Annotated in this window: 15 protein-coding genes and 1 pseudogene; 9 read left to right on the top strand and 7 right to left on the bottom strand. The window is 44.9% G+C overall.

The genetic code is table 11. The features are described 5' to 3' along the window. Positions 1-651: 651 nt before the first annotated feature. From NST45_RS18560 to NST45_RS18535, 6 genes are all read left to right on the top strand, one after another. Positions 652-1,983: a maltose ABC transporter substrate-binding protein gene (locus NST45_RS18560; RefSeq protein WP_036684378.1), complete on the top strand. Its 1,332-nt coding sequence runs from the start codon at positions 652-654 to the stop codon at positions 1,981-1,983. 107 nt (positions 1,984-2,090) lie between these two features. Beyond that, positions 2,091-3,404: a sugar ABC transporter permease gene (locus tag NST45_RS18555; protein WP_036684375.1), complete on the top strand. Its 1,314-nt coding sequence runs from the start codon at positions 2,091-2,093 to the stop codon at positions 3,402-3,404. Further along, a complete protein-coding gene (locus NST45_RS18550) occupies positions 3,401-4,243 on the top strand; it encodes a sugar ABC transporter permease (RefSeq protein ID WP_036684372.1) in 843 nt (280 codons plus the stop codon). Before NST45_RS18555 ends, NST45_RS18550 begins: the two co-directional genes overlap by 4 nt. Before the next feature lie 97 nt (positions 4,244-4,340). Further along, positions 4,341-6,395, top strand: coding sequence for a methyl-accepting chemotaxis protein (locus NST45_RS18545; RefSeq protein ID WP_051491335.1), 2,055 nt, complete (start codon positions 4,341-4,343; stop codon positions 6,393-6,395). 167 nt (positions 6,396-6,562) lie between these two features. Beyond that, positions 6,563-7,477 carry an AraC family transcriptional regulator gene (locus tag NST45_RS18540; protein WP_036684557.1) on the top strand — a complete coding sequence of 305 codons (915 nt, stop codon included), beginning with the start codon at positions 6,563-6,565 and terminating at the stop codon, positions 7,475-7,477. A 121-nt stretch (positions 7,478-7,598) separates the two neighbouring features. Beyond that, positions 7,599-9,104, top strand: a complete 1,506-nt coding sequence (locus NST45_RS18535) for an alpha-glucosidase/alpha-galactosidase (protein ID WP_038569578.1) — start codon at positions 7,599-7,601, stop codon at positions 9,102-9,104. A gap of 859 nt (positions 9,105-9,963) precedes the next feature. Here the strand turns inward: NST45_RS18535 and yhbH are convergent. The 4 genes from yhbH to NST45_RS18515 all read right to left on the bottom strand — a co-directional run bounded on the left by yhbH (position 9,964) and on the right by NST45_RS18515 (position 20,483). Continuing rightward, complete coding sequence (gene yhbH, locus NST45_RS18530; RefSeq protein WP_036684553.1) at positions 9,964-11,127, bottom strand: sporulation protein YhbH; 1,164 nt, start codon at positions 11,125-11,127, stop codon at positions 9,964-9,966. A 173-nt stretch (positions 11,128-11,300) separates the two neighbouring features. Continuing rightward, positions 11,301-12,986: a DUF11 domain-containing protein gene (locus NST45_RS18525; protein ID WP_076316673.1), complete on the bottom strand. Its 1,686-nt coding sequence runs from the start codon at positions 12,984-12,986 to the stop codon at positions 11,301-11,303. Then, positions 12,983-19,720, bottom strand: a complete 6,738-nt coding sequence (locus NST45_RS18520; protein WP_143758716.1) for a DUF11 domain-containing protein — start codon at positions 19,718-19,720, stop codon at positions 12,983-12,985. Before NST45_RS18520 ends, NST45_RS18525 begins: the two co-directional genes overlap by 4 nt. A 118-nt stretch (positions 19,721-19,838) precedes the next feature. After that, the gene (locus tag NST45_RS18515; protein WP_051491334.1) at positions 19,839-20,483 is read right to left on the bottom strand and encodes a methyltransferase domain-containing protein; all 645 of its coding nucleotides are present in this window, start codon (positions 20,481-20,483) and stop codon (positions 19,839-19,841) included. A gap of 200 nt (positions 20,484-20,683) precedes the next feature. On the opposite strand from NST45_RS18515, the gene NST45_RS18510 reads away from it, so the two are divergent. Further along, positions 20,684-21,172: a hypothetical protein gene (locus NST45_RS18510; protein WP_036684361.1), complete on the top strand. Its 489-nt coding sequence runs from the start codon at positions 20,684-20,686 to the stop codon at positions 21,170-21,172. Between the two features lie 102 nt (positions 21,173-21,274). Here NST45_RS18510 and NST45_RS18505 read toward each other — a convergent pair. Both NST45_RS18505 and NST45_RS18500 read right to left on the bottom strand, forming a co-directional pair. Beyond that, a protein-coding gene (locus NST45_RS18505; protein WP_339823463.1) for an IS3 family transposase occupies positions 21,275-22,836 on the bottom strand; the annotation gives its coding sequence in 2 pieces (ribosomal slippage) (positions 21,275-22,203 and positions 22,203-22,836; 1,563 coding nt in all). Between the two features lie 802 nt (positions 22,837-23,638). Beyond that, the gene (locus NST45_RS18500; RefSeq protein ID WP_051491333.1) at positions 23,639-24,100 is read right to left on the bottom strand and encodes a hypothetical protein; all 462 of its coding nucleotides are present in this window, start codon (positions 24,098-24,100) and stop codon (positions 23,639-23,641) included. A gap of 170 nt (positions 24,101-24,270) precedes the next feature. On the opposite strand from NST45_RS18500, the gene NST45_RS18495 reads away from it, so the two are divergent. Continuing rightward, entirely contained in the window at positions 24,271-24,654 is a 384-nt protein-coding gene (locus NST45_RS18495) for a DUF423 domain-containing protein (RefSeq protein WP_036684358.1), read from the top strand. A 75-nt stretch (positions 24,655-24,729) separates the two neighbouring features. Here the strand turns inward: NST45_RS18495 and NST45_RS18490 are convergent, their stop codons facing one another. Next, positions 24,730-25,257: a hypothetical protein gene (locus tag NST45_RS18490; RefSeq protein WP_036684355.1), complete on the bottom strand. Its 528-nt coding sequence runs from the start codon at positions 25,255-25,257 to the stop codon at positions 24,730-24,732. A gap of 214 nt (positions 25,258-25,471) precedes the next feature. Here NST45_RS18490 and NST45_RS18485 point away from each other — a divergent pair. Beyond that, a pseudogene (locus tag NST45_RS18485) lies at positions 25,472-25,591 on the top strand (DUF1805 domain-containing protein); the annotation flags it as partial. Positions 25,592-26,169 lie beyond the last annotated feature (578 nt).

Here is a 26,169-nt window from a genome sequence, read left to right as displayed (position 1 = left end):
GTTGCACAGTTTTTTATGCAACATGCACTAAATCAGTAGCAGAGTAGCACATAACAAAGAGGCACAGCCACCGCGAAATAGCTTGCCCGAGGTTGTACCTTTGATAAGTAACATTGCCTTTTAATTGTATAGAACAGGAGGCAGACAAGAGATGTTGTGCTTCATGCTGGACAGCCTCTTAACGTTTTGGATTATAGCATGGAATAAAAGGGCTTTCAATACTCTTGTTCAAACCATTGCACTAAATTTCACTAAAGTAAACGAGCATTGTGAACGTTAATTTATGAGAAATCTCTTGAAATAGAGAAAATGTGGCATATTAGGGGCAAATAAAATAGATATTCCAATATTAAACACATGAATTATCGACTAATTAAAAGATATCATGTGAAAAATGGAGATATATGCCTATAATGTATATCAATTAATGGAAAATGACCCAATACAGTATATGCAAACGTTTTTAAAAACAATCGTTACTGTTGTATGATGTACTCATGAATGAAGCGCTTTCGTACCTGTGAAATGCAGATACAGAAGGAGCAAGCTAAAAGAAGAACTTTTTTTTTAGCCTTTCTGAAATCGTTTGCGCAGATTGCAGCACTACTATTTTCCATCTTACGTTTTTAAAAATTGGGAGGGGTTAAAGTAATGAAATTGAAAAAAATGATGGTTATCACCGCAGCTTTCTCAATGGCTCTGTCCGTTACAGCATGCGGTTCGAACAACAACAGTACGAATAACGGGGGCAACAACGCAGCAAAAGCTACTAACAACGCTACTACAGAGACTGCAGCGCCAGAGAGCACAGATGCAGCAGTAACAGATGAAATCGTACCTGAAGATGGCGCAACTCTAGTGGTATGGGAAAGTAAAGAAGAAAGACCTTTTGCAGATGAGATTGCTAAACAGTTCACAGCAAAATATAACGTTCCAGTCAAGGTTGAAGAATTGGCACCCCCGGATCAAGTAACTAAGCTTACTCAAGATGGTCCTTCAGGATTAGCGGCAGACGTTATTCTTATCCCTCACGATAACTTAGGTAAAGCGGCAAGCGCGAGCTTGGTTCTTCCTAACGATGTCTTCGGTGAAGAAACAAAAGCTAACAATACTGAAGCTTCGATTATCGGATCTTCGTACGAAGGCGAATTGTATGGTTACCCAAGAGCAGCAGAAACTTATGCATTGTTCTACAATAAATCGCTTGTTAAAGAAGCACCTAAATCATTCGATGATGTTCTTGCATTCAGCAAAACATTCACGGATAAATCGAAAAATAGATATGGAATTATGTGGGAAGTAGGAAACGTGTACTTCAACTACATGTTTATCGCATCCGATGGCGGATACCTCTTCGGTAAGGATGGTACGGATAAAGATGATATCGGTCTTGCTAACGATGGCGCAATTGCAGGACTTAAAGAATTTGTGAAATTGAAGGAAGCATTGCCAATTAAGAGTGGTGATATCAACAGTGATATCAAACGCAGCTTGTTCAACTCTGGTGATGTAGCTATGGATATCACAGGTCCATGGGAGCTTGGAGGATACAAAGAAGCTCTTGGTGACAACCTTGGTATTGCTCCAATCCCTACAGTGAATGGCAAAACAGCAATTACATTCTCTGGTATTAAAATTTTCGCAGTTAACTCGTTTACTCAATATCCGAATGCTGCTAAATTGTATGCGAATTTTGCTTCAAGCAAAGACGCTCAGCTGTTACTGAACAAAACGATTGGTTCGGTTCCTACAAACAACGAGGCGCTTCTTGATCCACAGATCTCTAGCGATCCTTATGTGTCCGTTTTTGCAGAACAAGCTAAGAACTCCCAACCGATGCCTTCTATCCCTGAAATGGGTAACGTATGGAGTCCAGTAAATGCTGCCCTTCCAGAAATTTGGGATAAAAATGGGGATCCAAAAGCAGCAATGGACAAAGCTGTACAACAAATCAAAGATTTGAATAACAGTGCATCTCAATAAGGATCATAATTCACTGTCTTAACAGCATACAGTGAATCAAGCTGCCCGCCGCATGTTTAGCGGCTGGCAGCTTCTTATTTTCACTCGGAGAGGAGAACGGAAGCGAAATGCAACGACATCGCACGAGGGCCGCAATACTGTCGACGATTTTTATGGGATTGGGACAAATATATAACCGCCAATTCGTTAAAGGAATATTATATTTAGCCGTAGAAGCTGTAGCCGTTTTTTATTTTATTGAGAATCTTGCCAACTCCTTATGGGGCATTGTAACACTAGGAGAGAATCCGAGTCGTCTGGTTAAAGTGAAGGGGATCGCCAAGATGGTTACCGGTGATCACTCGATTTATATTATGATCCAAAGCTTGATCACCATCCTTATTCTTATTCTATTGATTATCGCGTGGTATTTGAATATCAGAGATGCTTACAAGATTGGAGAAAAACGTGATAACGGTCTTCAGGCAAACACTTTTAAACAAAGTGTTCGTTATATCCTGGATTACAAGTTTGCTCAAGCGTTTCTAGTCTTGCCGGGTATCGGTGTTCTATTCTTTACTATTATGCCTATTATCTTCATGATCCTGTTGGCCTTTACGAACTATTCCGCACCTGATCATCTTCCACCCGCCAAATTGGTGGACTGGGTTGGATTTCAGACCTTTCGTAATTTATTGGTCCTTAAGACATGGAGCCACACTTTTTATGGTGTATTAACATGGACAATTATATGGGCAGTTCTTTCAACCATTACTACATACTTCGGAGGACTGTTGGTCGCTTTGCTGGTGAGTCAGAAGGGCATTCGCTTCAAAGGAATGTGGAGAGTAATTCTGATTGTGCCTTACGCGGTGCCACAGTTAATCTCGCTTCTGCTCATGCGCAACTTATTTAACGGTCAATTCGGGCCTATCAATCAATACATGGGGTATTTTGGATTGGATGGATTACCGTGGCTGACTGACCCATTCTGGGCTAAGGTTACCGTAATTATCGTTAATATGTGGGTAGGTATTCCTGTTTCTATGCTGCTTATCATGGGCGTTCTGACTACTATCCCACGGGATATGTATGAAGCTGCTGAGGTGGATGGAGCATCGGGTTATCAGAAGTTCCGTATCGTAACGTTGCCGATGGTATTATTCTCCACAGCACCAACCTTGATTACGCAGTTTGCAGGTAACATCAACAACTTTAACGCAATCTTCCTATTAACTGGGGGTAGTCCGGTAAATGGTGACTATCAATATGCCGGTTCTACGGACTTGCTAGTAACCTGGTTATACAAATTAACGCTTGATCAGAATAAAAACAACATGGCTTCGGCAATAGGGATTATTATCTTTATCATTGTCGCTTCATTCTCCCTGTACAATTACCGCCGGACGAAGTCATTTAAAGAGGAGGATATGATCCAATGAGCAGAAAAGTCGCGAACATTATTCGCTTAGCAGGTAGTTATATTATCTTGATTGCTTTGTCGATAGCTGCACTCTATCCTGCCCTTTGGATTCTCTTAGCTTCCTTCCGACCTGGTAAATCATTGTACAGCAAAACGTTTATTCCCGAGCAATTCACTTTATCACATTACAGAGAATTGTTCACATCACCCAGCTATATGTTTGGGACTTGGTATGCCAATACCTTGAAAATAGCTGTGTTCTCGATGCTTATCGGGGTAGTTCTTACTTTGTTAACCAGTTATGCCGTATCCAGATTCCGGTTTAAAGCGCGTAAAACAGCGTTATCCACCGTATTGATTCTTGGTATGTTCCCTGGTTTTATGAGTATGATCGCTATTTATATGCTGCTTAAAGAGTTTAATTTGCTGGATACACATATTGCGTTAATTATCGTTTATGCGGCGGGGGCACCGCTGGGTGGGACCTTTATCGCTAAAGGGTTCCTGGATACGATTCCTCGTTCTTTGGATGAGGCGGCTCGAATAGATGGGGCGAGTAATTTCGGGATATTTATGCGGATCATCTTACCCTTGTCACGTCCTATGATCACTTACATGGCGCTGACTCAGTTTGTTGGTCCTTGGGTGGATTTCATTTTCGCCAGACTTATTTTGCGGACGAAGGAGAACTGGACGGTCGCAGTCGGAATGTGGGATATGGTTAACACGAACCAAAACACGAACTTTACCTTGTTCTCTGCGGGTGCGGTTTTGATCTCCATTCCAATTATGATTTTGTTTGTATTCTTGCAACGTCTGCTAGTAGATGGCTTGACAGCAGGAGCTAGTAAGGGGTAAACCCATTCGCTCGCTTCATGCTAATAAATGATCAGGGTACAGCCTTTATACAGAAATGGAGGGCTGTACCCTTATTTCGTCACGGGGAGTGAACTTAATGAAAAAGTCCTGGACTCTATATTTTAAATCTGTTGGAGTTAAACTGTTCGTTATTTTATTTAGTTCTATAGTTCTCTTATCCTCCGTGCTAGGATTGACTTCCTATTTTGCCGCTAAAAATATCATTACGAATGAGGTTGCTGCAGCCTCCACACAATCTGTAGTTCAGGCAGCGGACAAGCTGGATTTTGTGCTGGCAGAGTATGAGGCACTATCAAGGCAGTTTGCACTCGACTCTGTGTTAAAGGGTGATTTAGAAAAAATAAATAGTGGCGAGCTTACAACTGTGGACAAAGCCGGTGCTGAAGATCGGATTCGCAGAAAGCTGGACTTGGTAAAAGGGTCTGATGAGCGGATGTATGGCGTCAGGCTGGTATCCAAGAGCTTGGTAGACTCAGAATCTTATAAGTCTGCTGGCATAAGTGGGATTCGTAGTGATGAAGGCATTTCCGCAAGATTAGAGCAAATTGCCGCAGCTAAAGGAGAGCCAGTCTGGTTTCCCGTTCGTGAGAAAGGCTTTTTTGATGCTTATACTGAGCCATCCTTAACTATGGGGAGATTGCTACGTAATCTTTTACATCCCGAAGCGGAGTATTACATGCTAATCGAAGTGAAAGGGAAGGCCATGACTGAAATGCTGTCTAACCTTCAGATTGGGATGACCGGTGAAATTCGTATCTTGAGTGCGGATGGCAGCATTGTGTATGGTGCGGATCATGCCAAGCTGGGTCAATCCTCTTACATAAAAGTTTCAGAAGAACAAGGGAAAGAGCAAAATCATTCATTTACAGCGGAGGATGAGAACGGAAGTTCTCAGCTTGTTGTATACCAGCCCCTGGCGACTGCCAAGTGGATGCTTATGGGGTATGCTCCTGTCAGTGATTTTACTAAGTCTGCGGACAAGCTTTTATATATCACATTTTCTGTGGTGCTGGCGGCAGCCTTAATAGCACTGCTAATTGGTTATATTCTTGTTCGATTGGTAGGGCGCCCGCTGGGTAAGCTGGCAATCTTGATGGAGGAAGGAGAGCGTGGGAACCTACAGGTACGAACCAATTTCAAGGGCAAAGATGAGATTGGCCGCTTGGGTCAAAGCTTCAACAAAATGATGGAGCAGATCTCCTTACTTGCAAGGCAGAGCGGGAATTCGGCAGATGAGGTCCTCCTTACTTCGGAACAATTAGTACAAGCATCAAGTACAATCTCCCTCCATGCCAGAGAGGTTGCGACCGCTACCGGTGAGATTGCAGCGGGGTCAGCCAGCCTCGCTGTTGAAGCCGAACGCAGTTATCACAATGTTGAGATTATCGGCAACAAAATGAGTGAAGTGACGGAAATAAATACAGTGATGGACCATTCAGCAGAACGGGTCATTGAGGTTAGCAATCAAGGTACAGAGCTGATGAAGCTGCTGGTAGAGCAGAGTGAGTCTACGGTAGAGGTGATCAATCGAATTCAAGATAATTCTACTAAGCTCAGAGAAAGCACTCATTTAATTCGCAGTATACTCAGCCCTATGATTGCTGTGAATAAGCAGACCAATATTTTGGCACTAAATGCTACCATAGAAGCAGTTAGAGCAGGTGCGGCAGGTAGAGGGTTCATAGTGATTGCTGATGAAATCAGGCAGCTCGCTAACCAGTCGAATGAATCGATTCAATCGGTCTCCAAGATCACGGAAGAGATTGGTCTACATATCGAGAACACCGTTAAGGATATCAATGAAGCCGCTCCTAAGTTCCGTGAACAAATCTCTTCTGTAAGAGAGTCGTCAACGATATTCGCGAGTGTCAAAGAGGAAATGGAACATTTCATGAAACATATTAGTGAATCTTCTGCTTCTGTCCTCGAACTGATTGAGTTCCAGCGTCAACTCGGTGAATCCATGGCCAGCGTAAGCTCCATCGTCCAGCAAACCACTGCTTCGACGGAGGAGGTAGCTTCTATGTCATCTCAGCAATTCACGGTTAGTGAGGAATTGGTTGCCCTATCGGAAAAGCTGGAGGGCTTGGCAGCCGATCTTAAGCACTCTTTGGTTTCTTTTCAAGTATGACAATATTATTCTAATAGAGACGGGCAATTTTCCAATATAATGGAGAGTTGCTCGTTTTTGTTGATTTGATTGCTATCGGACGTTATCTTGTCTTCGAAGTGGCTAAAGAGATACACTTGTATTAAGTAATAAATGAAGAAAGTAGTGATCCATTGACGAACTTAAATCTGAGCCCCAGCGGGAGTCTTTTTCAGCAGGTTTTAATCGAGGGAGATTATAGTCCTCATTTTTTTGCTTACTATTATAAACAGTGGAATAACTACAATATGTCTTACCATCAGCATAATTCAACGGAAATCATGTATTTGATCTCAGGAAGTTGTATCGTAGATGTCCGTCCAAGCTCAGGAGGAGAAGAGAGAGTTCGGCTGAAGCGGGGAGAATTGATCATCCTAGACGCGAATGTTCCGCATAGGCTGATTGTTGAAGAGGGGGCACCTTGTCGGATGCTAAATGTGGAATTTGGCTTCATGGAATATAGAGGGGTTGCACCCTCTGTCGGCAAGCTAGCCCGTGAAGAAACGGCGCTCGCAGAAATGCTGCAGCTTCCTTTTTCCAGTTTAGTAATGCCTGATCCGGAGGAAATCTATCATGTTCTAAAGGGACTTGTGTTAGAGCTTGATCAGAGCGGCGGGAAGGGGGGAAGTATGGTTGATTTATTATTTTGTGAGCTTCTGTTGCGATTATCCAGACTTCGGCAAGAGCAGCTTCATACCAGCCAACAGCCCTCGCAGCTTTATGTGCGCCGGAGCATCGAATTTCTGCATCAGAACTATGACCAGAACATTCAGGTTAAGGACATCGCTGCCGCAGTAAATCTGCATCCCGGATATTTGCATCGAATTTTTAAGAGCCATACGGGTCGGACACTCAGCGATTACTTGAATATGCTGCGAATGGAGAAGGCGAAGATGCTGCTTGGGCAGAGCGACATCCCGATTGCTGAAATTGCAGATTACGTAGGAATTAGCAGCAGGCAATATTTTCACCTTCTTTTTAAAAAATACGCCGATTGCACGCCTGTAGAATTCCGCAATTCCATTGAGCGTCACGCCTGGAGTTATGAAGAGCATGATTTTTAGTAGATAGGTTAGGATTTTTGACACCTTCTTTCAAAAGAGGTCATGATATTGGTTACGCTTTCCTCAGGTCCCTTGCTACAATGGACAGGAACAACCAATTCATTACCGGAGGATGATAACCATGTCATTTAAAGTGTCTTTTATAGGGGCAGGCAGCATTGGATTTACCCGTGGATTGTTGCGGGACTTACTAACTGTACCGGAATTTAAAAATATCGAAGTCTCATTTATGGATATTAACAGCCACAATCTGGAGATGGTCACGGAGCTATGCCAGCGTGATATTAAGGAGAATGGTTTAAATATACAAATTCAGGCGACAACGGATCGCAGAGAAGCACTGAAGGATGCTAAGTACGTATTTTGTACTATTCGGATGGGTGGGCTTGAAGCCTTTGCTACGGATGTGGACATTCCCTTAAAATACGGAGTCGATCAGTGTGTGGGAGATACTCTGTGTGCGGGAGGTATCATGTACGGGCAACGCGGAATTGCGGAGATGCTGAATATTTGCCGTGATATTAGGGAGATGGCAGCACCGGATGTGCTTTTGCTTAACTATTCGAACCCGATGGCTATGCTGACCTGGGCCTGCAATAAATATGGTGGTGTTCGGACCATCGGTCTATGTCATGGTGTACAGCATGGGCACCAACAAATTGCGGATGTGTATGGGCTTAAGAAATCCGAAGTTGATATTATCTGTGCGGGCATCAATCACCAGACCTGGTATATTTCAGCAAGTCATGAGGGGAAGGATCTGACCGAAGGTCTTTTAGAGGCTTTTGAGAAACATCCGGAATTCAGCCGTACGGAAAAAGTGCGCATCGATATGCTTCGTCGCTTTGGATACTATAGTACAGAATCCAATGGACACTTAAGTGAGTACGTGCCATGGTATCGTAAACGCAGTGATGAAATTATGGATTGGATCGATCTGGGGAGCTGGATTAACGGAGAAACAGGCGGTTATCTGCGTGTCTGCACGGAAGGTCGGAATTGGTTCGAGACCGATTTTCCAAACTGGATGAAAGACCCGGCATTGGAGTATACGAAGGAGAATCGCGGGGAAGAGCACGGCTCTTATATTATAGAAGGATTGGAAACGGGACGAGTGTACCGGGGGCACTTTAATACAGTGAACAATGGCGTAATCTCTAATTTACCAGAGGACGCCATTATCGAAGCACCGGGATATGTAGACCGGAACGGGATCTCCATGCCATTGGTAGGTGAATTGCCGCTTGGGCCTGCCGCCGTATGTAACGTGAGCATTTCAGTGCAACGTCTGGCGGTTGAAGCAGCTGTACACGGCGATGATAAGCTGTTGCGTCAGGCATTTATGATGGACCCACTCGTTGGTGCTGTATGTAATCCAAAAGAAATCTGGCAGATGGTCGATGAGATGCTCGTCGCAGGGGAACAGTGGCTGCCTCAATACAGCGAAGCTATTGCTAGGGCCAAGGAACGTTTGGCTTCAGGAGAGCTTATCCCAACGAACGCTAACAACGAGGGCGCTGCTCGCCTGAAGGTGAAGACGGTGGATGAGATGATGCAGGACCGGGAAGCAGCGAACAAAAATGCTGGTGAGTCTGATAAAGGCAAGGATAGAGAGAAGGTTCATTAGGCTGTAGCGTTGAAAGCTTTTTAACTATAAATAACCTCCGCATTCCAGAGTTTGAGATTGGAGGTTATTTGCATGGTGGAAATCTAAGCGGGGAAAAACAAAACAGCAGTCATAGCTTACGATAACAAGCTGACATGGGTGGGGAGTACAAGTTTATCGGTGCCGATCCAAATTGTGAAATTAGGTGTATAGTAGGAGTTATTATGTAACTGAAAAAAGAAAGTTAGTTTAATTTCACTGGCTTATTTTTTAATCTATACCGTAGCGCCGAGCGCTACAGTAATCCCACACAGTTGCCCTACATTCTATGATATTTACGGACTCAGATGAGCAATTTGCCCATCCCCGATACTTGCGGTCCCATATGACGCTATTCGTCCATCCCCCGGTACTTTCGGACCCAGATGACGCTATTTGCCCATCCCCCGATACTTGCGGACCTAGATGACGCTATTTAGCAATTTATCGCCTTTGGAGCGTATTATCGGACCCCAGTGCAGCTATTGCTCAGAATGAGGTTCGTTTTTGGTGTTTTTCATGCCTATAGCAGCTATGGGGTCCGATAGCAATCCAAATGTGCGCTAAAGCTACTTATAAGGTCATCTGTGTCCGAAAGCGCCGATCCCCCAGTAATCCCTCAGTTGCCCTAATATACTACTCTGCGCATCCCTTGATCTTACGGACCCAGGTGACGCTATTCGTCCATCCCTCGATCTTACGGACCCAGATGAAGCGATTCGCCTTAGATGACGCAATTTACGAAGTTTGTTGTTTTGTTCAAGAAGGAGCAACGCCAAAAACGCGGATGTCCCATCAGCCATTTTTGGCTTTTGGGATACCCGCGTTTTGGAGTGGGGGATTAAGAATTAACCGTACCCTTTGGACTAAAGAAGGTCTTCAGCGCCTGATACACTTCTTTTTTGTCTTTAATGACGTAATGCATGAATTGTTCATGTTTCAGATGGCGATAAGCTGACATCAAGGTACTGCTTCGATTGTATTGGTTCACCTCACCGTAGCCGAACATATTGCTTCGTTTCAGCAGTTCTCCGATCAGCTTCACGCAACGTTCGTTGTCGGAGGTGAGATTATCACCATCGGAGAAGTGAAATGGATAAATATTGTACTGCGCAGGCGGGTAGCGGCTATCGATAATTTCAATCGCTCGCTGATATGCCGAGGAACAAATCGTTCCCCCGCTTTCGCCACGGGTGAAGAAATCATGCTCACTGACTTCCTTAGCCTCCGTATGGTGGGCGAGAAAGACAATCTCTACCTTCTCATACTGGCGGCGCAGAAAACGGGTCATCCAGAAGAAGAAGCTGCGGGCGCAGTATTTTTCAAATGAACCCATCGAACCTGACGTATCCATCATGGCAATAATGACCGCATTGGAATGAGGGGTTCTAATATCATCCCATGTTTTGTAGCGCAGATCATCTGGGCTGATACTGTGGATGCCGGGATTGCCGCTGCTTGCATTGCGCCGAAGATTCTCCAGCAGCGTACGTTTTTTATCGATGTTGGACATCATCCCTTTTTTACGAATATCGTTAAAAATAATGGATTTGACCTCGATCTCTTCCTTATTCTTAGGCTTCAAATGTGGTAATTCCATATCCTGAAATAGAATGTCCTCCAGGTCTTCCAGATTGACCTCTGCTTCCACGGTGTCTTGACCGGGCTGATCGCCTGCTTTTTCTCCTTTGCCTGGCTGTGCCGATTGTGAATCGCGCCCAAGCACATCTCCGACCTGGCTTTCTCCGTCCCCCTGTCCTACATGCTTCTGTTTACGGAAGTTATAAATAATCCGGTATTCATCCAGACTGCGAATCGGAACCTTCACAATCTGCTTACCGCCTGACAAAATAATATTCTCTTCGGTAACGAGGTCAGGCAAATTATCCTTGATGGCTTCTCTGACCTTTTGCTGATGGCGTTCCTGATCCTGATGACCTTTACGATGAAGGGACCAATCTTCTTTTGAGACTACGAAGGAAAAGGGACCGGATGATTGCGACAGGATGACCACCTCCCATGGAATATGAATGTTGATTGAAGAAATCTTTTGCAAAGCATATATTTGGATCCCCCGCAAAGTACCTGAGTACGCATAGAGAGCAAAGCCTCACCTTGTGGGGATGTTTTGGGGTTGTAACTAAAGTATATTCATGGGGATGAGGGATATGTGATTTCTTATTCACTGATCTCATCTACGGTCAGCACATAACTGTTAGATTGACTTTCGCCAGAGTAGTCACGTCCATCCATATTGAAAGAGTATTGAGCATTCACGGAGCCCTTAAGGAAACGACCCATTACCTGTTCACTTACCTGGACAAAATAATGAATGTTAACCATAGATGCAGCATTAACTACCCCCAGCGGCAAGGTGCCGGCAAATGAAGATTGTGGATTCGGAACTCCATCAATCACAATGCTGTTGGGATCAAGAAAACATTTTTCCGGGGTTAGCCGATTCAGAGATATTTCCGCAGGCCAATTTCCGCTATTGGTTAGTGAGATCCAGCATTGGACTCGCTCTCCTGCTTCTACAATAGTTGGTTTTGCATGGACTACGAGTGAAATGACAGGTGTGACTACTAAGGTGGTAACTGTATTGGAACGAGAGGTTTGTCGTACGGTCCGTCCGTCTGGAAGCACAAAGGTATACTGAACACTACCATGGTTTTGTACGGCTGCGATTTCATGAATGTTAATGGCTGCAGGTATACTCACTTGAAATACTACAACTGCTGTAGTTCCGCCTCTTAAAGTACCTAACTGGATGCCTTCCGCTGGTCGTGCACCTTTTTGCAACACTCCATTTAAGAGAACACTATCCCATACGAAAAGAGTACCTGAAGGTATAGCATCTGTTAGGACTGCATTTACAGCCAGATTCCCGTTGTTCGTTACCGTAAGCTCATATCTCAAATTATCGCCCGGAGCTGCTGTAACATGATCCACTTTTTTACTAATGTTGACCCCCGCTTGGACAAGTGAGACAACCGCAGTGTTACTTTCGGTCATAATTGTATGCTCATCGACTGAATAGGTGACAACCGCGTTGTTGGTTAAGGCCAACGAGGGAGAAAACTCTGTTACTCGGACACGAAAAGTAATATCAACGCTTAGGTCTGTGTCCAGCGAACCGAGTAATATCCCCTGCTCCGGGTCCGATTCTGGGTAATAAATCCCACCTGCAATGACACTCCCCGGTATAAACACGGCCCCGTCCGGAATAGAAATTATTGCGTTGATTTGAGTTAAAAGGCTGTTGCCTTCATTTGTAAGCCGCAAGGTGTAAGTGACTACATCCCCTATAAAAGAAGTCGGAGTACTTGCAGACAAGGAGGTCGAGAGCTGGTAGGAGCGTAAAGAAACCAGTACAGAGTTAGACGCAAGCTCACCCTTAACGGTTCTTCCCTCCGGAGTGGAAAAAGAAAAACGGCCTAGCGCTTTATTTTGCAGCACTAGGGAAGACGGCAGGGAAATGATGACGACTTGAAAGGCGATGCTCACTTGACTCTGCGGTGCAATAGAACCAAGGGGGATGCCTGAAGACGGTGTAGCCCCCGGAAGAGGCACACCGTCTCTGAGCACACTGTTGGAAATAAAGGATACACCTTCTGGAAGAATGTCAAACACCGTCAAAAAAGCATCTGTATTTCCATTATTACTGGCTGTAATGGTATACACCAAAGTGTCGCCTAAAGAGGCGTGGAGTTTATCTGTACTCTTCAGCAATGAAAGCACGGGGCCCACGACCGGGGTGTTAACGGTATTGGAATAGACAATTCCGTCAACACCCGCTGCCGAATTGAAGAGTACCATGGATTGATTGGTTACGACAGGTTGGGTACGTGAGCCGGGAATCATAACGCTACTACCTGAACCTGGAAGGTAATGGTTGAAGAAGCACCTGCAGCAATTGTACCAATTACGATTCCCGAAGCCGGACTGCCACTAGGACGAGGGGCTCCATCTACGGTAATACTTCCCGTTACGAACTGGCTGCCAGCTGGAATAGGGTCAACCATGATGACGTTATTGACTGGTGAAATCCCTAAGTTGGTGACAACTATCGTATAGGTAATGATATCGCCAACAACCGCATCAATAGAAGTAGTGCTCTTAACCACACTTACGTCCGGAGAAGATACAGGGATAATGAGGACGTTTGAGACAGAGGAGCCCGTGAGTGAACGTCCATCTGGCGGTGTGAATGTGAAATTTGCTGTAGCTTGATTGACCAACTGCTGCGGTGAAGGCAGGGACGCAATAGTAACCTGTAAGGTAATCGTTACTGTTACTGTACTTCCCGGAGCTACCGCCCCAATGCTTAAGCCAGTAGATGGATCTGATCCTGGTTGTGGTACCCCATTCACGAGCACGCTGTTTGGAACAAAGACAGCTCCGTTCGGAATGGTATCGGTAATAACTACATTTGCTATGAGGTTACCAGTATTCGTCACATTTAAGGAGTAAGTAATCGTATCTCCGACAGTTGCGGCGGTTCTGTCCGCCCCTTTGACAACTACAATGATAGGTTGATATACCAGAATAACAAGTGTATTTGAGAAAGAAGATCCTGAGAATGCGCCGGAGGTGAAACTGACGGAAGCCTGATTACTAAGCGTTGCAGGATTAGGAAGCACATTGACAATCGTGTTGAACGAGACTTGGAAAGATGCTCCCGGTGCAAGTGTACCGAGCGAGATCCCGTTCGCTGGGTTGGCGCTAGGGCGTGGAGTGCCATCTACGGTCACACTGCCAGCGACAAAGCTAGAGCCTGCAGGTATTGGATCACTGAGGTTAACGTTACTGATATTTGCTATTCCGCTGTTGGTAACAGTGAAGTTATAAGTGATGGTATCCCCAACAACGGCATCGGTAGCTGTCGAAGATTTAGTGACGATAACGTTCGGTGAGGATACTGAGATTGTTGTTGTATTGGAATTGATCGAATTGTTAAATGTCCGTCCATCTGGAAGTGTGTATGCAAACGCGACGGAAGCTTGATTGAGCAGCTGTTGGCTTGCCGGCAATGTTGTGATAAGCACTGAGAACATTACAGACAGGCTTCCATTCGCGGAGATTACCCCCAGTGAGATCCCGGCAGCTGGGTCTGCTCCTGGAGCAGGAGCGCCTTGAATGAGTACACTGTTTGGAATAAACGTTGTACCCGCTGGAATGGTGTCACTCAGGGTTGCTAAAGCTCCGTAGTTACCTGTGTTGGTCACATTTATAGTATAAGTAATCGTATCCCCAACGGTAGCATTGACTGAATTGGAGCTTTTTGCTGCTGCAAGGATAGGCAGATAGACAGGCGTCGTGACGATATTTGAGAAGGCTACATTTGAGACAACACCTGAGGTGAAGCTGACTGTTGACTGATTATTTAACAATCCAGTAGGCGGCAGTGAAACTACATTTACGGTAAAAGCAACAGTTACGGTTACACCGGGTGCTATGCTGCCTAGGGTCACTCCAATAGCTGGGCTAACTCCTGTGCGAGGCACACCGTCCACAAGCACGCTGCCTGTCACAAAGGTGGTGCCGGCAGGAAGGGCGTCTGTGAAGACCACATTATTTACAGTGGCAATCCCGTTATTAGTTAAAGCTATGGAATAAGTAATAGTGTCACCGACTGTAGTTGATGTTGTGGTTGTAGTTTTAACTACAGCAATATTAGGTGAGGAGACCGGAATAGTGACGGTGTTAGAGAGTGCAGACCCATTAAGTGTACGTCCGTCGGGTAAGGTGAAGCTGTATGCTGCGGTTCCTTGATTGACCAGTTGCTGAGGACTAGGCAATGAAGTGATGTCAACCGTGAAAATGACTACGGTCGTTCCTCCAGGCTGTATTATTCCAGCTGCAATTCCGGTGGAAGGATCCGCTTGCGCTAAAGGGAGGCCGTTGATGAGCACACTATTCGGAACGAAAGTGGTACCTGCGGGAATATTATCCGTCAGTGTTAAATTAGCAGCATAGTTTCCTGTGTTACTCACTGTCAGTGTGTAGCTAACGGAATCGCCAACCGTGGCATTGGCTGTACTAGCACTCTTGACTACGGCAATGTTCGGCTGGAACACAGGGACTGTAACAGTATTAGAAAAAGTGGAGCTTGAAATAACGCCTGAAGTGAAGGTAACGGATGCCTGATTGATGAGTGAAGCTGTAGGAGGGACGGAGATAACAGTAACACTGTAGGTAACCAGCGCTGATGCACCAGCTGCTAGAGTACCGATAGATATCCCCGAAGCAGGATTCAAGTTCGGGAATGGAACTCCGTTGACAGACACGCTGCCTGTTACAAAAGTACTCCCTACCGGTGTAGGATCATTGAGTAAGACGCTAGTAACAGATTCTATACCATTATTAGTTATATTGACGTTGTAAGTGACCGTTTCACCAACAGCAACTGATGTTGAAGTAGTGCTCTTGGTAACGACAATGTTAGGAGCAGAGACTTGTAAAGTTACAGTGTTAGACACCGCAGTCCCAGATAACGGTCTACCGTCAGGCGGAGTAAAGGTAAAGCTTGCAGAAGCCTGATTACTAATCTGCTGAGGTGTTGGCAGGGAGATGATATCAACGGTGAAGCTGACTGCAATACTGGCACCAGGAGCGACATTTCCTACAGCTATCCCTGTATCTGGGGCTGAACCAGGTTGAGGCATACCACCCACTATGACACTATTAGGAACGAAGACAGTACCTGCTGGGATGTTATCAGTTAGTGTTAAATTTGCAGCCAGATTACCTGTGTTGCTAACAAGCACTGTGTAGATGACAGAATCACCGACAACTAAAGCATCGAAATCGCCGTCTCCATCAGCGGCACTTTTTAATAAGGAGATTTGGGGCTGAATAACTGGTGTAGTTGTGATATTAGATGAAGAAGAACCGGAGAATACACCGGATGTAAAACTGACAGACGACTGATTGTTAATCTGTGATGGTATCGGCATTGTTATCCTCACCTCGAATGTTACGGTAGCTGTGGCGCCAGGGCTCAAACTACCGATTGGAATGCCGGCGGACGGAACTGCTAGCGGCAGGGGAGTGCCACTTACAATTACGGTTCCGGGAATGAAAGCTACATTCTCAGGCAGAGGATCGCTGAGAATGATATTGCTTACTGTTGCAATACTGTTGTTGGTCAATACAGAGGTAAAGGTAAGGATATCACCAGTAACAGCAGTAGCAGCGTTTACGCTTTTTACAACACTGACGTTAGGGGCAGACACTGGGACAGAGAGCGTATTGGACACTACATTTCCACCGAGCTGACGCCCGTCTGGAAGGGTGAAATTATATGTCGCTGAAGCAGAGTTCAGCAATACTTGTGATGGAGGCAGTGCTGTGATCGTGACCAGAAAACTTACGGTGACACTGTCACCTGGAGCGAGCGGTCCTACTGGAATGCCAGTTGCCGGATTATATCCGGGCAAAGGCGTTCCTCCAATAATTACACTATTCGTGTCAAACACGGCTTGGGGTGGCAGGATATCAGTTACTAATAGAGTAGCTGCAATATTCCCGGTGTTGCTGATCAGGATGGAGTATGAGAGAGATCCCCCTACAGATGCCTGTGCTGCATTGGCACTTTTGACCATACTAAGGATGGGCTGAAATACAGGTGTTACTATCGTGTTTGAGAGCGAAGAACCGGTAAACGCTCCAGAGGTGAAGGAGGCGCTGGCTCTGTTTGTAAACTGTGCTGGACTTGGCAAGAAAGCAACATTCACTCTAAAAGACACCGTGACAGAGCTGCCCGCGGCGATACTTCCGATTGCTATACCTGTACTTGGGTTAGCCGCTGCTACCGTCGAACCGTTGACAGTCACACTGCCTGCTACAAATGCTCCCCCCGTAGGAATAGGGTCAGAGACAACAACGTTAGTGACAGTGACGCTGCTTGGGTTGGACACTACGACTGAATAAGTCAGATTTTCTCCAACTGCTATATTAGTTAGATTTGCAGTTTTGGTTAGTGTAATGTTTGGAGCGGAGACCGGAATGGTTAGGGTATTGGATAGACTGGTCCCGGAGAATGATCTTCCACTTGGCAGTTGGTAGGTGTAATTGCTGCTGCCTTGGTTATTCAGAACAGGTGGAGCAGGCAGAGATTGCACAGAGACAAGGAAGGTCACAGGAACAGCTGCCCCTGAAGCTAAAGTACCTAAGTTAATTCCTGTAAGTGGAGAGTCAGCAGGTCTAGCAACACCGTTAACAGTTACACTTCCCGAGACAAAGGTGCTTCCTGAAGGAATATTGTCGCTCAGGGTTACAGCCGCCCCGATATTTCCAGAATTCTGCACATTTAACGTATAAAGAATATTGCCGCCTACAGTTGCACTGGAAACGTTCGAGCTTTTTGCAATTTGGATTACAGGCTGATACACGGGAGTTGTCGTCGTGTTTGAGACTGAAATGCCAGTAAAAGCACCCGAGCTAAAAGAGGCACTAGATTTATTCAATAGCTGAGCGGTACTTGGTAATGAGATAACGTTGACTTGAAAAGTGACTGCGACGGAGCTTCCTGGAGCGATGGTACCGACAGAAATCCCTGTTCCAGGATTAGCTGAGGGTTGCGATACACCGGCGACAGTGACACTTCCGGGGACCAGCGATGTACCCGCAGGGATGGTATCTGAGAGTGACACGTTGGTAATTGCTGCAATTCCGTTGTTGCTGATTACAGAGGTGTAGAGTAGTATATCTCCGACAGTTACGTCGGCGAATCCAGCGCTTTTGACTACGGTAACATTAGGTGTTCTAACTGGAATAGACAAAATGTTGGACGAGGCAGATCCAGCTACTGTTCGCCCATCTGGAACTTGAAACGTATAAGCGGCGCTTGCTTGGTCGACCAGCTGTGGCGGAGAAGGTAGGCTATTCACGATGACCCGAAATTGAACAGTAGAACTGCCACCGGCGGCAACCGTACCGATAGCAATCCCTGTGGCAGGGTTACCGGCGATAGGATTTCCATTGACGGTGAAGCTACCTGCGACATAAGAGCTGCCTGAAGGAATATTATCAGTAAGTGTTGTTACCGCGCCGATATTTCCTGTGTTAGTGATTTGAAGGGTATAGGTGATCTGATCTCCAACCGTAGCATTGGTAGTACTGGCTGATTTCACAATGTTAAGGACGGGTGAATATACAGGTAAGGTTACTGTATTAGATGGAATGACCCCGGTCATGATAGGGCCTCCGGCTACACTTTGAAATGTAAAGGCAGCATTAGCGGTATTAGCGATATTTTGCGGACTTGGTGGTAATGAAGTGACTTTGGCTTGATATGTAACAGTTATTGAACTGCTTAAAGCTAATGAGCCTAGTGAGATTCCTGCTGTAATATCAAAAGTAGGTCTGGAGACACCAGCAACAACTACGCTTCCAGTTACAAAAGTGGATCCTGCCGGCAGCGCATCTGATAAAACGACACTTGCTGCTCCCGCTGTTCCTGTATTACTGACAGTCACCGTATAAGTTACCGTATCACCGACTATGGGGCCGGCTACATTAGCGCTTTTAGTGAGGTTTATTTTTGGAGCATTGATATCAACCTGTATGGCATTACCGTTGAGTACATAAGCATCGCCTGAGGTGGTTAATTGTAATACGGCTGAAGATTGATTGTTTATCAGCCGTGCGGAGACGTCAACATTGGTAATATCCCAGCCTTGGCGACCACCGATAATGTTGGTTCCTGGATTTCCGTTTATTTGGTTGCGGTTTCCAAAGGTACCCGTTGTGTTTAGGTTACCTGCATCATTGTTAATCTGCGATGCAAAAAAGTTGTTGGCAAAGTTATTAGGTCCCGATAAAGCAACAAGTGTAGCAGAGGTTGGACCAAATAATGCCTGATCCCCCGAACGGTTGGCATCCCCCTCCTGCGCGCTGAATAACGCTCTGCCGCCAAGCGCACCAGTAATGGGTGTGGCAAATCCAGTTATTGTAGTGGATACCGGAGCTGAGTTTGCCTGTACAAGTATTGCACCTGCCCGAAGGGACATATTGCGAAAAGGTAAGGCTGTATTTTGGTAGATTACACCCAGCGTCCAGCCCGCATGGTTGGCTGTAGAATCACTAGGGATAACAATCGTACCCACTACACCGCCAGTGGTGTAGGTGCCGGCACCGCCTTGTTGGATAATGCTGGTCACGTTGGCGGAACGAACATATGCTGATGCACCACCTCCCAAATCGACTACGTTGCTCGTTGCTGAATCAGGAGTAACACTGAATGTAGTGCCGGCAGGGGTTATGAAGGAGACAGGGTTGTTAATGGCCGAACTAAGGTTTACATTTCCGTTAATATAGGTACCGCCCCAGATTAGCTCCGCATACAGTACGGTACTGCCTGAGGGTAGGACCAGTATGGCTGCTGAACTGTTGCTTGTATAAAGACTAGTAGTTCCGCTAGGATAGGTACCAAATGTTGATGAAGTATTAACAGTAGTAAAGCCACCGATGCTGTCTAGTGTCCCTGGCACTCCGATCGTATCGGAGCGGCTAAGTCCAAGCGTGTTGCCGGTAAATGTGATAGCACCGGTCGCATTGATCGTTGCCCGTACGACTAGTGGGATGATTCTCACCTCCTTCGAGGTTGGTTTTGATCAAAAGTGTGCCGTCCTATAACTAGGATGGCACAGTTAATACCTGTATGTTAGCCTATGACACAAAATGGGTATTAGTGTATGTCCCATCTTAAAATTATAGAAAAAAATGTCTGTTTTGTGATTTAAGTCTTCGTTCGACAAGAACATGAGGTTCAGGATAATGGCTTCTGCTCATCAGCTCTAACTCCTGATCGTTGATATTGTGCTTGACTACGACAAAATGGTACATGATTTCATGCACTACATTTGCTTGAAGGGTCTTTAGTATTTCTAGTTCTTCAGTTTCGTAAAGCGGATCTTCATAAGGATGCTGATAGAATAACTCCATCCGCAGCAACCGATAATCGAAGGGTGGTGCGGGTACAGGGTAGTCTGGAATAGCTGGGCAAACTGGACCGGATGGAGGCTGGAAGAAGGATCCTGTAAAATGCCGGGGGGTATATTCGTCAAACTTCTGCTTGAAGGCAGGGTTGGACATATGGGCAAAGCTGTGGGCATAGGGTGCTAGGATGCAAACAACTGCTTTATGGATGCTAATTCTGTGAATTTCCGACAGGGCTGCGAATAAATTGTCCACATAAGGCAGTACACGGCTAGCCATAACAAACTCAGCACTATTGTCAGGGAGAGGAATCTCTTGGCAAATGTCACAGACAATATCTACATCAGGACCCGCGATCCGATCGATCCCGAGATAACCTGCTTCCTTATTAGATCCACAGCCGATATCGATTCTCAAGGGGCTCACTCCTTTGGGATAAATCAGGCTCACACTATTGTATTAATACCGCTGTAGCCTGCATCCGACGGATGCCTAATAGAAGCTGGAAGTTATCTAAAATTACTTCATATGAAACTTTCATAGAGTGGTTAACGTTATAGGAGTATACTTATGAAGATGACTTTGAAAATAATCGCCACATAGAGGAGGCACTCAACATGAAAAAACAACGTTCATTACCCGCCATAGCAGCGATTGCTGCCTTAACATTTGCCTTAACCGCTTGCGGTGGGAATAATTCGGCACAGACTTCAGGAGAACCGACTGCAACACCTTCTCCAACACCAACCGAGAGCGCAAGCACTGCTGAGCCTACAGAAGCTCCAAGCACTCCCGTACCCACTGAGAACCCAAGTACAGCCACACCAACCGAAAATCCGAGCACAGCTAAACCTAGTTCTACTCCAAAAGCTGAAGGTAAAACAATAAAAATGACAGCCGTTTATATCGGACAAATTGATAGTCATTCCGTTGAGATTGCGACAAAAGAAGGTCCAACCGCTTTTGAGATTTCAGCTGGAATGGAGAGCATACTTGACACTTTGAATTCGGATGATTCCGTAGTTATTGAATATGTCGAAAAAGCAGTGGAGGGCGATCCGTCCGTCAAGCAGCGTGTGCTGACAAAGCTGGCTCTAGCAAAATAATTGAATGTATTGATTTGCAAATTAATAGAGGGTGTCTCAGCAATCATATAGTGGTTGTGAACTGCACCCCGTCAAGTAGACAGCACAAAAAATAAAAGTAGTTTAAGTACCTTTTAGTCCTAAATTCAATGGGACTGGCTCGTTTAGTTTTGCCTGTAACCGTTCGTTATTATAAAAGTGAATGTAGGTATCAATATCTGTTTGGAGTTCTTCAAAGGTCTGGTAGGTATGTAAGTAGTACTTCTCACATTTCAATGTTCCCCAGAAGGATTCCATCGGCGAATTGTCAATGCAGCAGCCTACTCGGGACATGCTTTGCTTCAGTTCTGCATCGTCCAGCATCTTCTTAAAATGCAGAGAGGTATACTGGAAACCACGGTCGCTATGGAGTAAGGTTCGGCTCTCCGGTGCTGCCTGCAAAGCTAATTCCAGTGTGTTAAAAACTAGCGAATTATTATTGGAATGACCCAGAACGTAAGCAACAATGGACTTGTCATACAGATCTTTTATTGCACTTAAATACGCCTTCTTGCCGTTGCCGTATTTGAATTCCGTTACATCCGTTACCCATTTTTGGTTTGGAGCTTCAGCCTCAAAATTACGGTTCAGCACATTCTCTGCAACCTGCTGAGGCGTGGAGCCTACATACTTCTTTCTCTTTCTGCGGATGACTGACTGGATACCTTGGCATCTCATCAGCCGGTACACTCGCTTTGCGTTAATAGATTTATCCATTTGTCTGCGCAAATGCAGGGTCAATTGGCGATACCCAAAGGTTCGTTCCACCTTCTCATACAAGAGGAGCATGAAGCGCTCTGTCAGTTTCTCGTTGTCAGCCTCTCGAAAACTGGGTTTGCGATTCAACCATTTGTAATAACTTGACCGTGAAATCCCTGCGATGTCACACAAAAGCCGAATGGAGCAAGACTGTTCCTGCTGAACAGCCTGAATGGTAAGGTAGATATTCACCTGGCGAATGGTTCTTAACGCCTCCTCTTTTCGAGTTCCTCTAACTTTTTTAGAAAAGCATTCTCCGCACGCAGGCGTGCATTCTCGTATTCCAGCTTTTGCATCGCGAGTTTGTGGCGATCTGCTTCCGTAAGTTCTTCAGGCGCTTTGGTGCGTCCTCTACCGTCTCGTAATGCCTCTTCACCACCTGCTTCGTACTTCTTTACCCAGCTATATACTTGTTGGTAAGACACGTGAAAATGGCTTGCCGCCTTCGCATAGTCTTCTCCGTTCGAAAGGCAGTACAGCACGATATTTATCCGTTCCTGCCAAGTGGTTACGCGTCCTTTGGTCATAGCTTTAGTTCCTCCTGAATGAGCTGTTAAGCTGTTGCTATGACCATTATACTTCCTAATCCAGTTGGCGAGTTGGGTTGCACTTGCAATCTTATACTTGCAGATGATTTGGTTTTGCGACAATCCTCCCTCGAGATAATCCTTAACGGCATAGAGTTTAAGTTCTGCAGAATACGTACGATTGTAGCTTCGGACTTCCAGCCCTTCGTATCCATACAATTGATAACGTTGCCGCCACTTCACTATAGAGTTTTTGGATATTCCATACTTCCGACTCGCAGCTTTCAAACCAATGTCGCCCCGTTCAATTTCTTGGAGAATCGTTAACTTTTCCAGTGCTGTATACTTTTTTTGTTCCATAAAAATGCTCCCCATACAGCGACAGGTTTTTATTATTTCACCTGTCTACTATATGGGGAGCATATCAGTTGCTGGGACACCCTCGTATTTTTTAAGTATAGTTCTTGCTCAAAACACTAAACTTTGTTTGGTCGATCACAGTACGCATACCTAGCTGCATCACTATGGATCTAGCAGCACCACTATGGATCTAGCAGCCCCACTAACGGAACTGGTAGCCCCTATATTGGACTCAGCATCATCGGACCCAGCGGCCCTTATACGCAGCTTTTTCCGATATTTGAATTACTATCGGACCCCATCGCAGCTATTGCCATAAAAAGAGCCCAATATGAACCTTTTTCGATGCAATAGCGTCACTGGGGTCTGAAACTGTGCTCCAAAGGCGTAAAAAACGTAAATAACGTCATCTGAGTCCGTGAGCGGATGAGGGATAGGATTCAGCATTATCGGATTCAGCATTATCGGATTCAGCATTATCGGACTCAGCATCATCGGACCCAGCGGCCCTTATACGCAGCTTTTTCCGATATTTGAATTACTATCGGACCCTATCGCAGCTATTGCCATGAAAAGCGCCCAATAGGATCCTTTTTCGATGCAATAGCGTCACTGGGGTCCGAAACTCTGCTCCAAAGGGCGAAAATTCGTAAATAACGTCATCTGAGTCCGCAAGCCGCGGATGACGATGAGGACTCCCCGATGCAGATTTTAGCTTCATACATAAAATGAGGGTATCCCCACAACAGCTCAAAGTTGTTGGGATACCCTTTTTAATGAAGTTAGCATGTTTAAAAGAAGCTTAAAGCGTTCCTGCATTGACTAGAAAGGTTGTAATAAGCAGCATAAAGAGTAAGATAATAACACCATTGACTATCGTGCCAATAATGCCAAACACCTTGCGCCGTTTCCGAATGGAAAGCCCAATGATGCCGATGACTACACCGATTACATTAAGAGCAGCCAGAATAATAACCGTTAATCCTAGAAGCATTATGAATTGCGAGGACTGGCTTAATAGTTCGGAATTCTCATTAACCAATGAAGAAGACTTCATTATAATAGAGATAAAGATGGCTGCGTAGCCGATGATCGACACGAGACAGATAATGAATGAAGCAATACCAGGTCCAGAATGTTGAAGATCATGTTCTACTTTTTGATGCGTAGACGATAAATCAGCGCTTGGGTAATCCGGATGAGGGCTGGGATTTCCTACCTCTGCCGCAGGTACGTCTGATTTTGACAGAGAATTTAAGTCCATGGTTTGCACTCCTTGAGAGATTAGAATGAAAATGTTGTTAATATCCACTTTTTCATATTGATGCTAAAAAAGCAACCCCTGAATGAGGCAAATTAAAAAATGACTGCTGGAAATAGGAGCTGGCATTACGTTATGATAGAATGAGTCTAAAATTAAGGGGGTGTAATCATTTGCAACGGAAATTTATGGCCTGGGGGGCTGTGCTAGCAATGCTGGCAGTAGGAATTGGTGCTTTCGGTGCCCATCTACTAAAACCAGTTATCAGTGAAGACTATATGAAGGTATATGAGACTGGCGTGCAGTATCACTTGGTACATGCGCTGGGGGTAATTCTCATCGCACTGGCTGTGGGCCAATGGGGCGAAAGTGCCCGATTACGTTGGGCGGGTCGATTGTTAATTGCAGGTACCATTTTGTTCTCTGGCAGTTTGTATGTTCTGAGTATCTCCGGAATTAAGGTGCTAGGAGCGATTACACCTATCGGTGGGGTATGCTTTATAATTGGCTGGTTATGCCTTGCGATAGAAGGATTTTCACGTAAAACGTCGTCTTAGTTGTTAGGAAAAGAAAGACCAATAAGCACCTATTCCCAAAGAGGGAGGGTGCTTATTTGCTTGTAACGCATGCGCTTACAGAAACTCGTCGATTTCATTTAGATTAAAGCTGTACACCTGCTTCTCATCCACATGGTAGACACTTATAGAGTTGGCTGCTTCATCAAAGTTTAAAATACGACAGGGCATGGACACTTGTTTCCCGTACCGGTTCGCTCGTAAACGTACCAATTGATTATTCTGAATATACTGACGAATCTTCCCGTATGCATCAGCTGGCGTTTCAATTGCCGTTTGCTGTGCAGGCGTTTCTGCCTGTTTTTTTATCGGTGTATCCAGCTGCTTCTTTGTGGATTTTGGAGGCAGCTTTAATGAAATGGGAGGAGCAGAGTTTTGATTCAAAGCTAGTTTAGCGGAGCGTAGCAAGCTGTCAATGGTTCTCCCTAATTCAAGACCGGAGTTAATGTTGAAATCTGTGATATGGTCATTATTGTTCAACATTTCGAGCAGAAATTGCAGTGCAAGCGGGTTGGTACGGGCATTAATCAGGATGTCGACGTTAAATAAATAATTGCCGTCTGTGCGTTGTAGTTTCTCGTCCATAAATCCCCCAGCTTTTCGTTTAGAACATCTCTGAATGGTTACAGGAATGTAATTAACTATAACATTAAACATGCAATATTCATATACCCAGGACTACTGGAATAGGGACTATTATACTGCATTTTATACTAGGCATAGGACTACCGTCAGCACACCCACAGGAAAATTAGCATACATATACAACGTGGATAGTGAAAAAAAGGAGGTGCTGCTATTGGTTACTATGGAGCCTATTACAGTAGGTGAACATACGCTGATCGGGGTAGAGGTTAAGCTTCCCAAAACTACACTGCTCTCCATCAGCACGAACCGAGGTTATATTATGTGCGGTGCAACTATAGTATGCTAATCCGATAGGTGCTGGAAAAAACTGATATTGCCCATAATCCCTTGTGGGACAAGCTTTCATTTGATTTTCTTTCTTTTTCAAAAAACTTAAAAGATCTTGAAAAATGCCTAAAAAACCTACAAAAATCTAAAGTTTGTGACCAATCCTGTGACCACGGAAGAGTGAGCCAAGCATGTGACAATGCTGAGTTTTTTGATAGTTTTATCAGTTTTCTAATTCATTTTTTGTGATTTTTCGAACTTAAAAAAATACTCAGAAAGATGATAAATCAGGTTAGTAAGTAGGTGCCGAAAAATACCATTCTCTCAGCCGCTATATTAGCTCTACTTGCTTTGAATATAATGATTTGATATACAAACCTGCTAATAATTAATAACCGCTCACAGCCAGTCCTAGAACGTCTCAGCATCATATAATAAAAAGGTACATGCTCATCTGCCCATAACAGATATATGTACCTTTTTTTATCTAATCAGCTACAATAACTAATAAGTAATTCCTCTTACTCCACTGAACCCTAACAACTACCCTCCAAGATTGAGACAATTTAAAATACATAAGAA

It is taken from the genome of Paenibacillus sp. FSL R7-0163 (assembly GCF_037969975.1).
GTDB classification, from domain to species: domain Bacteria; phylum Bacillota; class Bacilli; order Paenibacillales; family Paenibacillaceae; genus Paenibacillus_AQ; species Paenibacillus_AQ odorifer.
The sequence above is the reverse complement of the archived record's forward strand: the minus strand, read 5'-3'. Positions and strand labels throughout refer to the sequence as shown.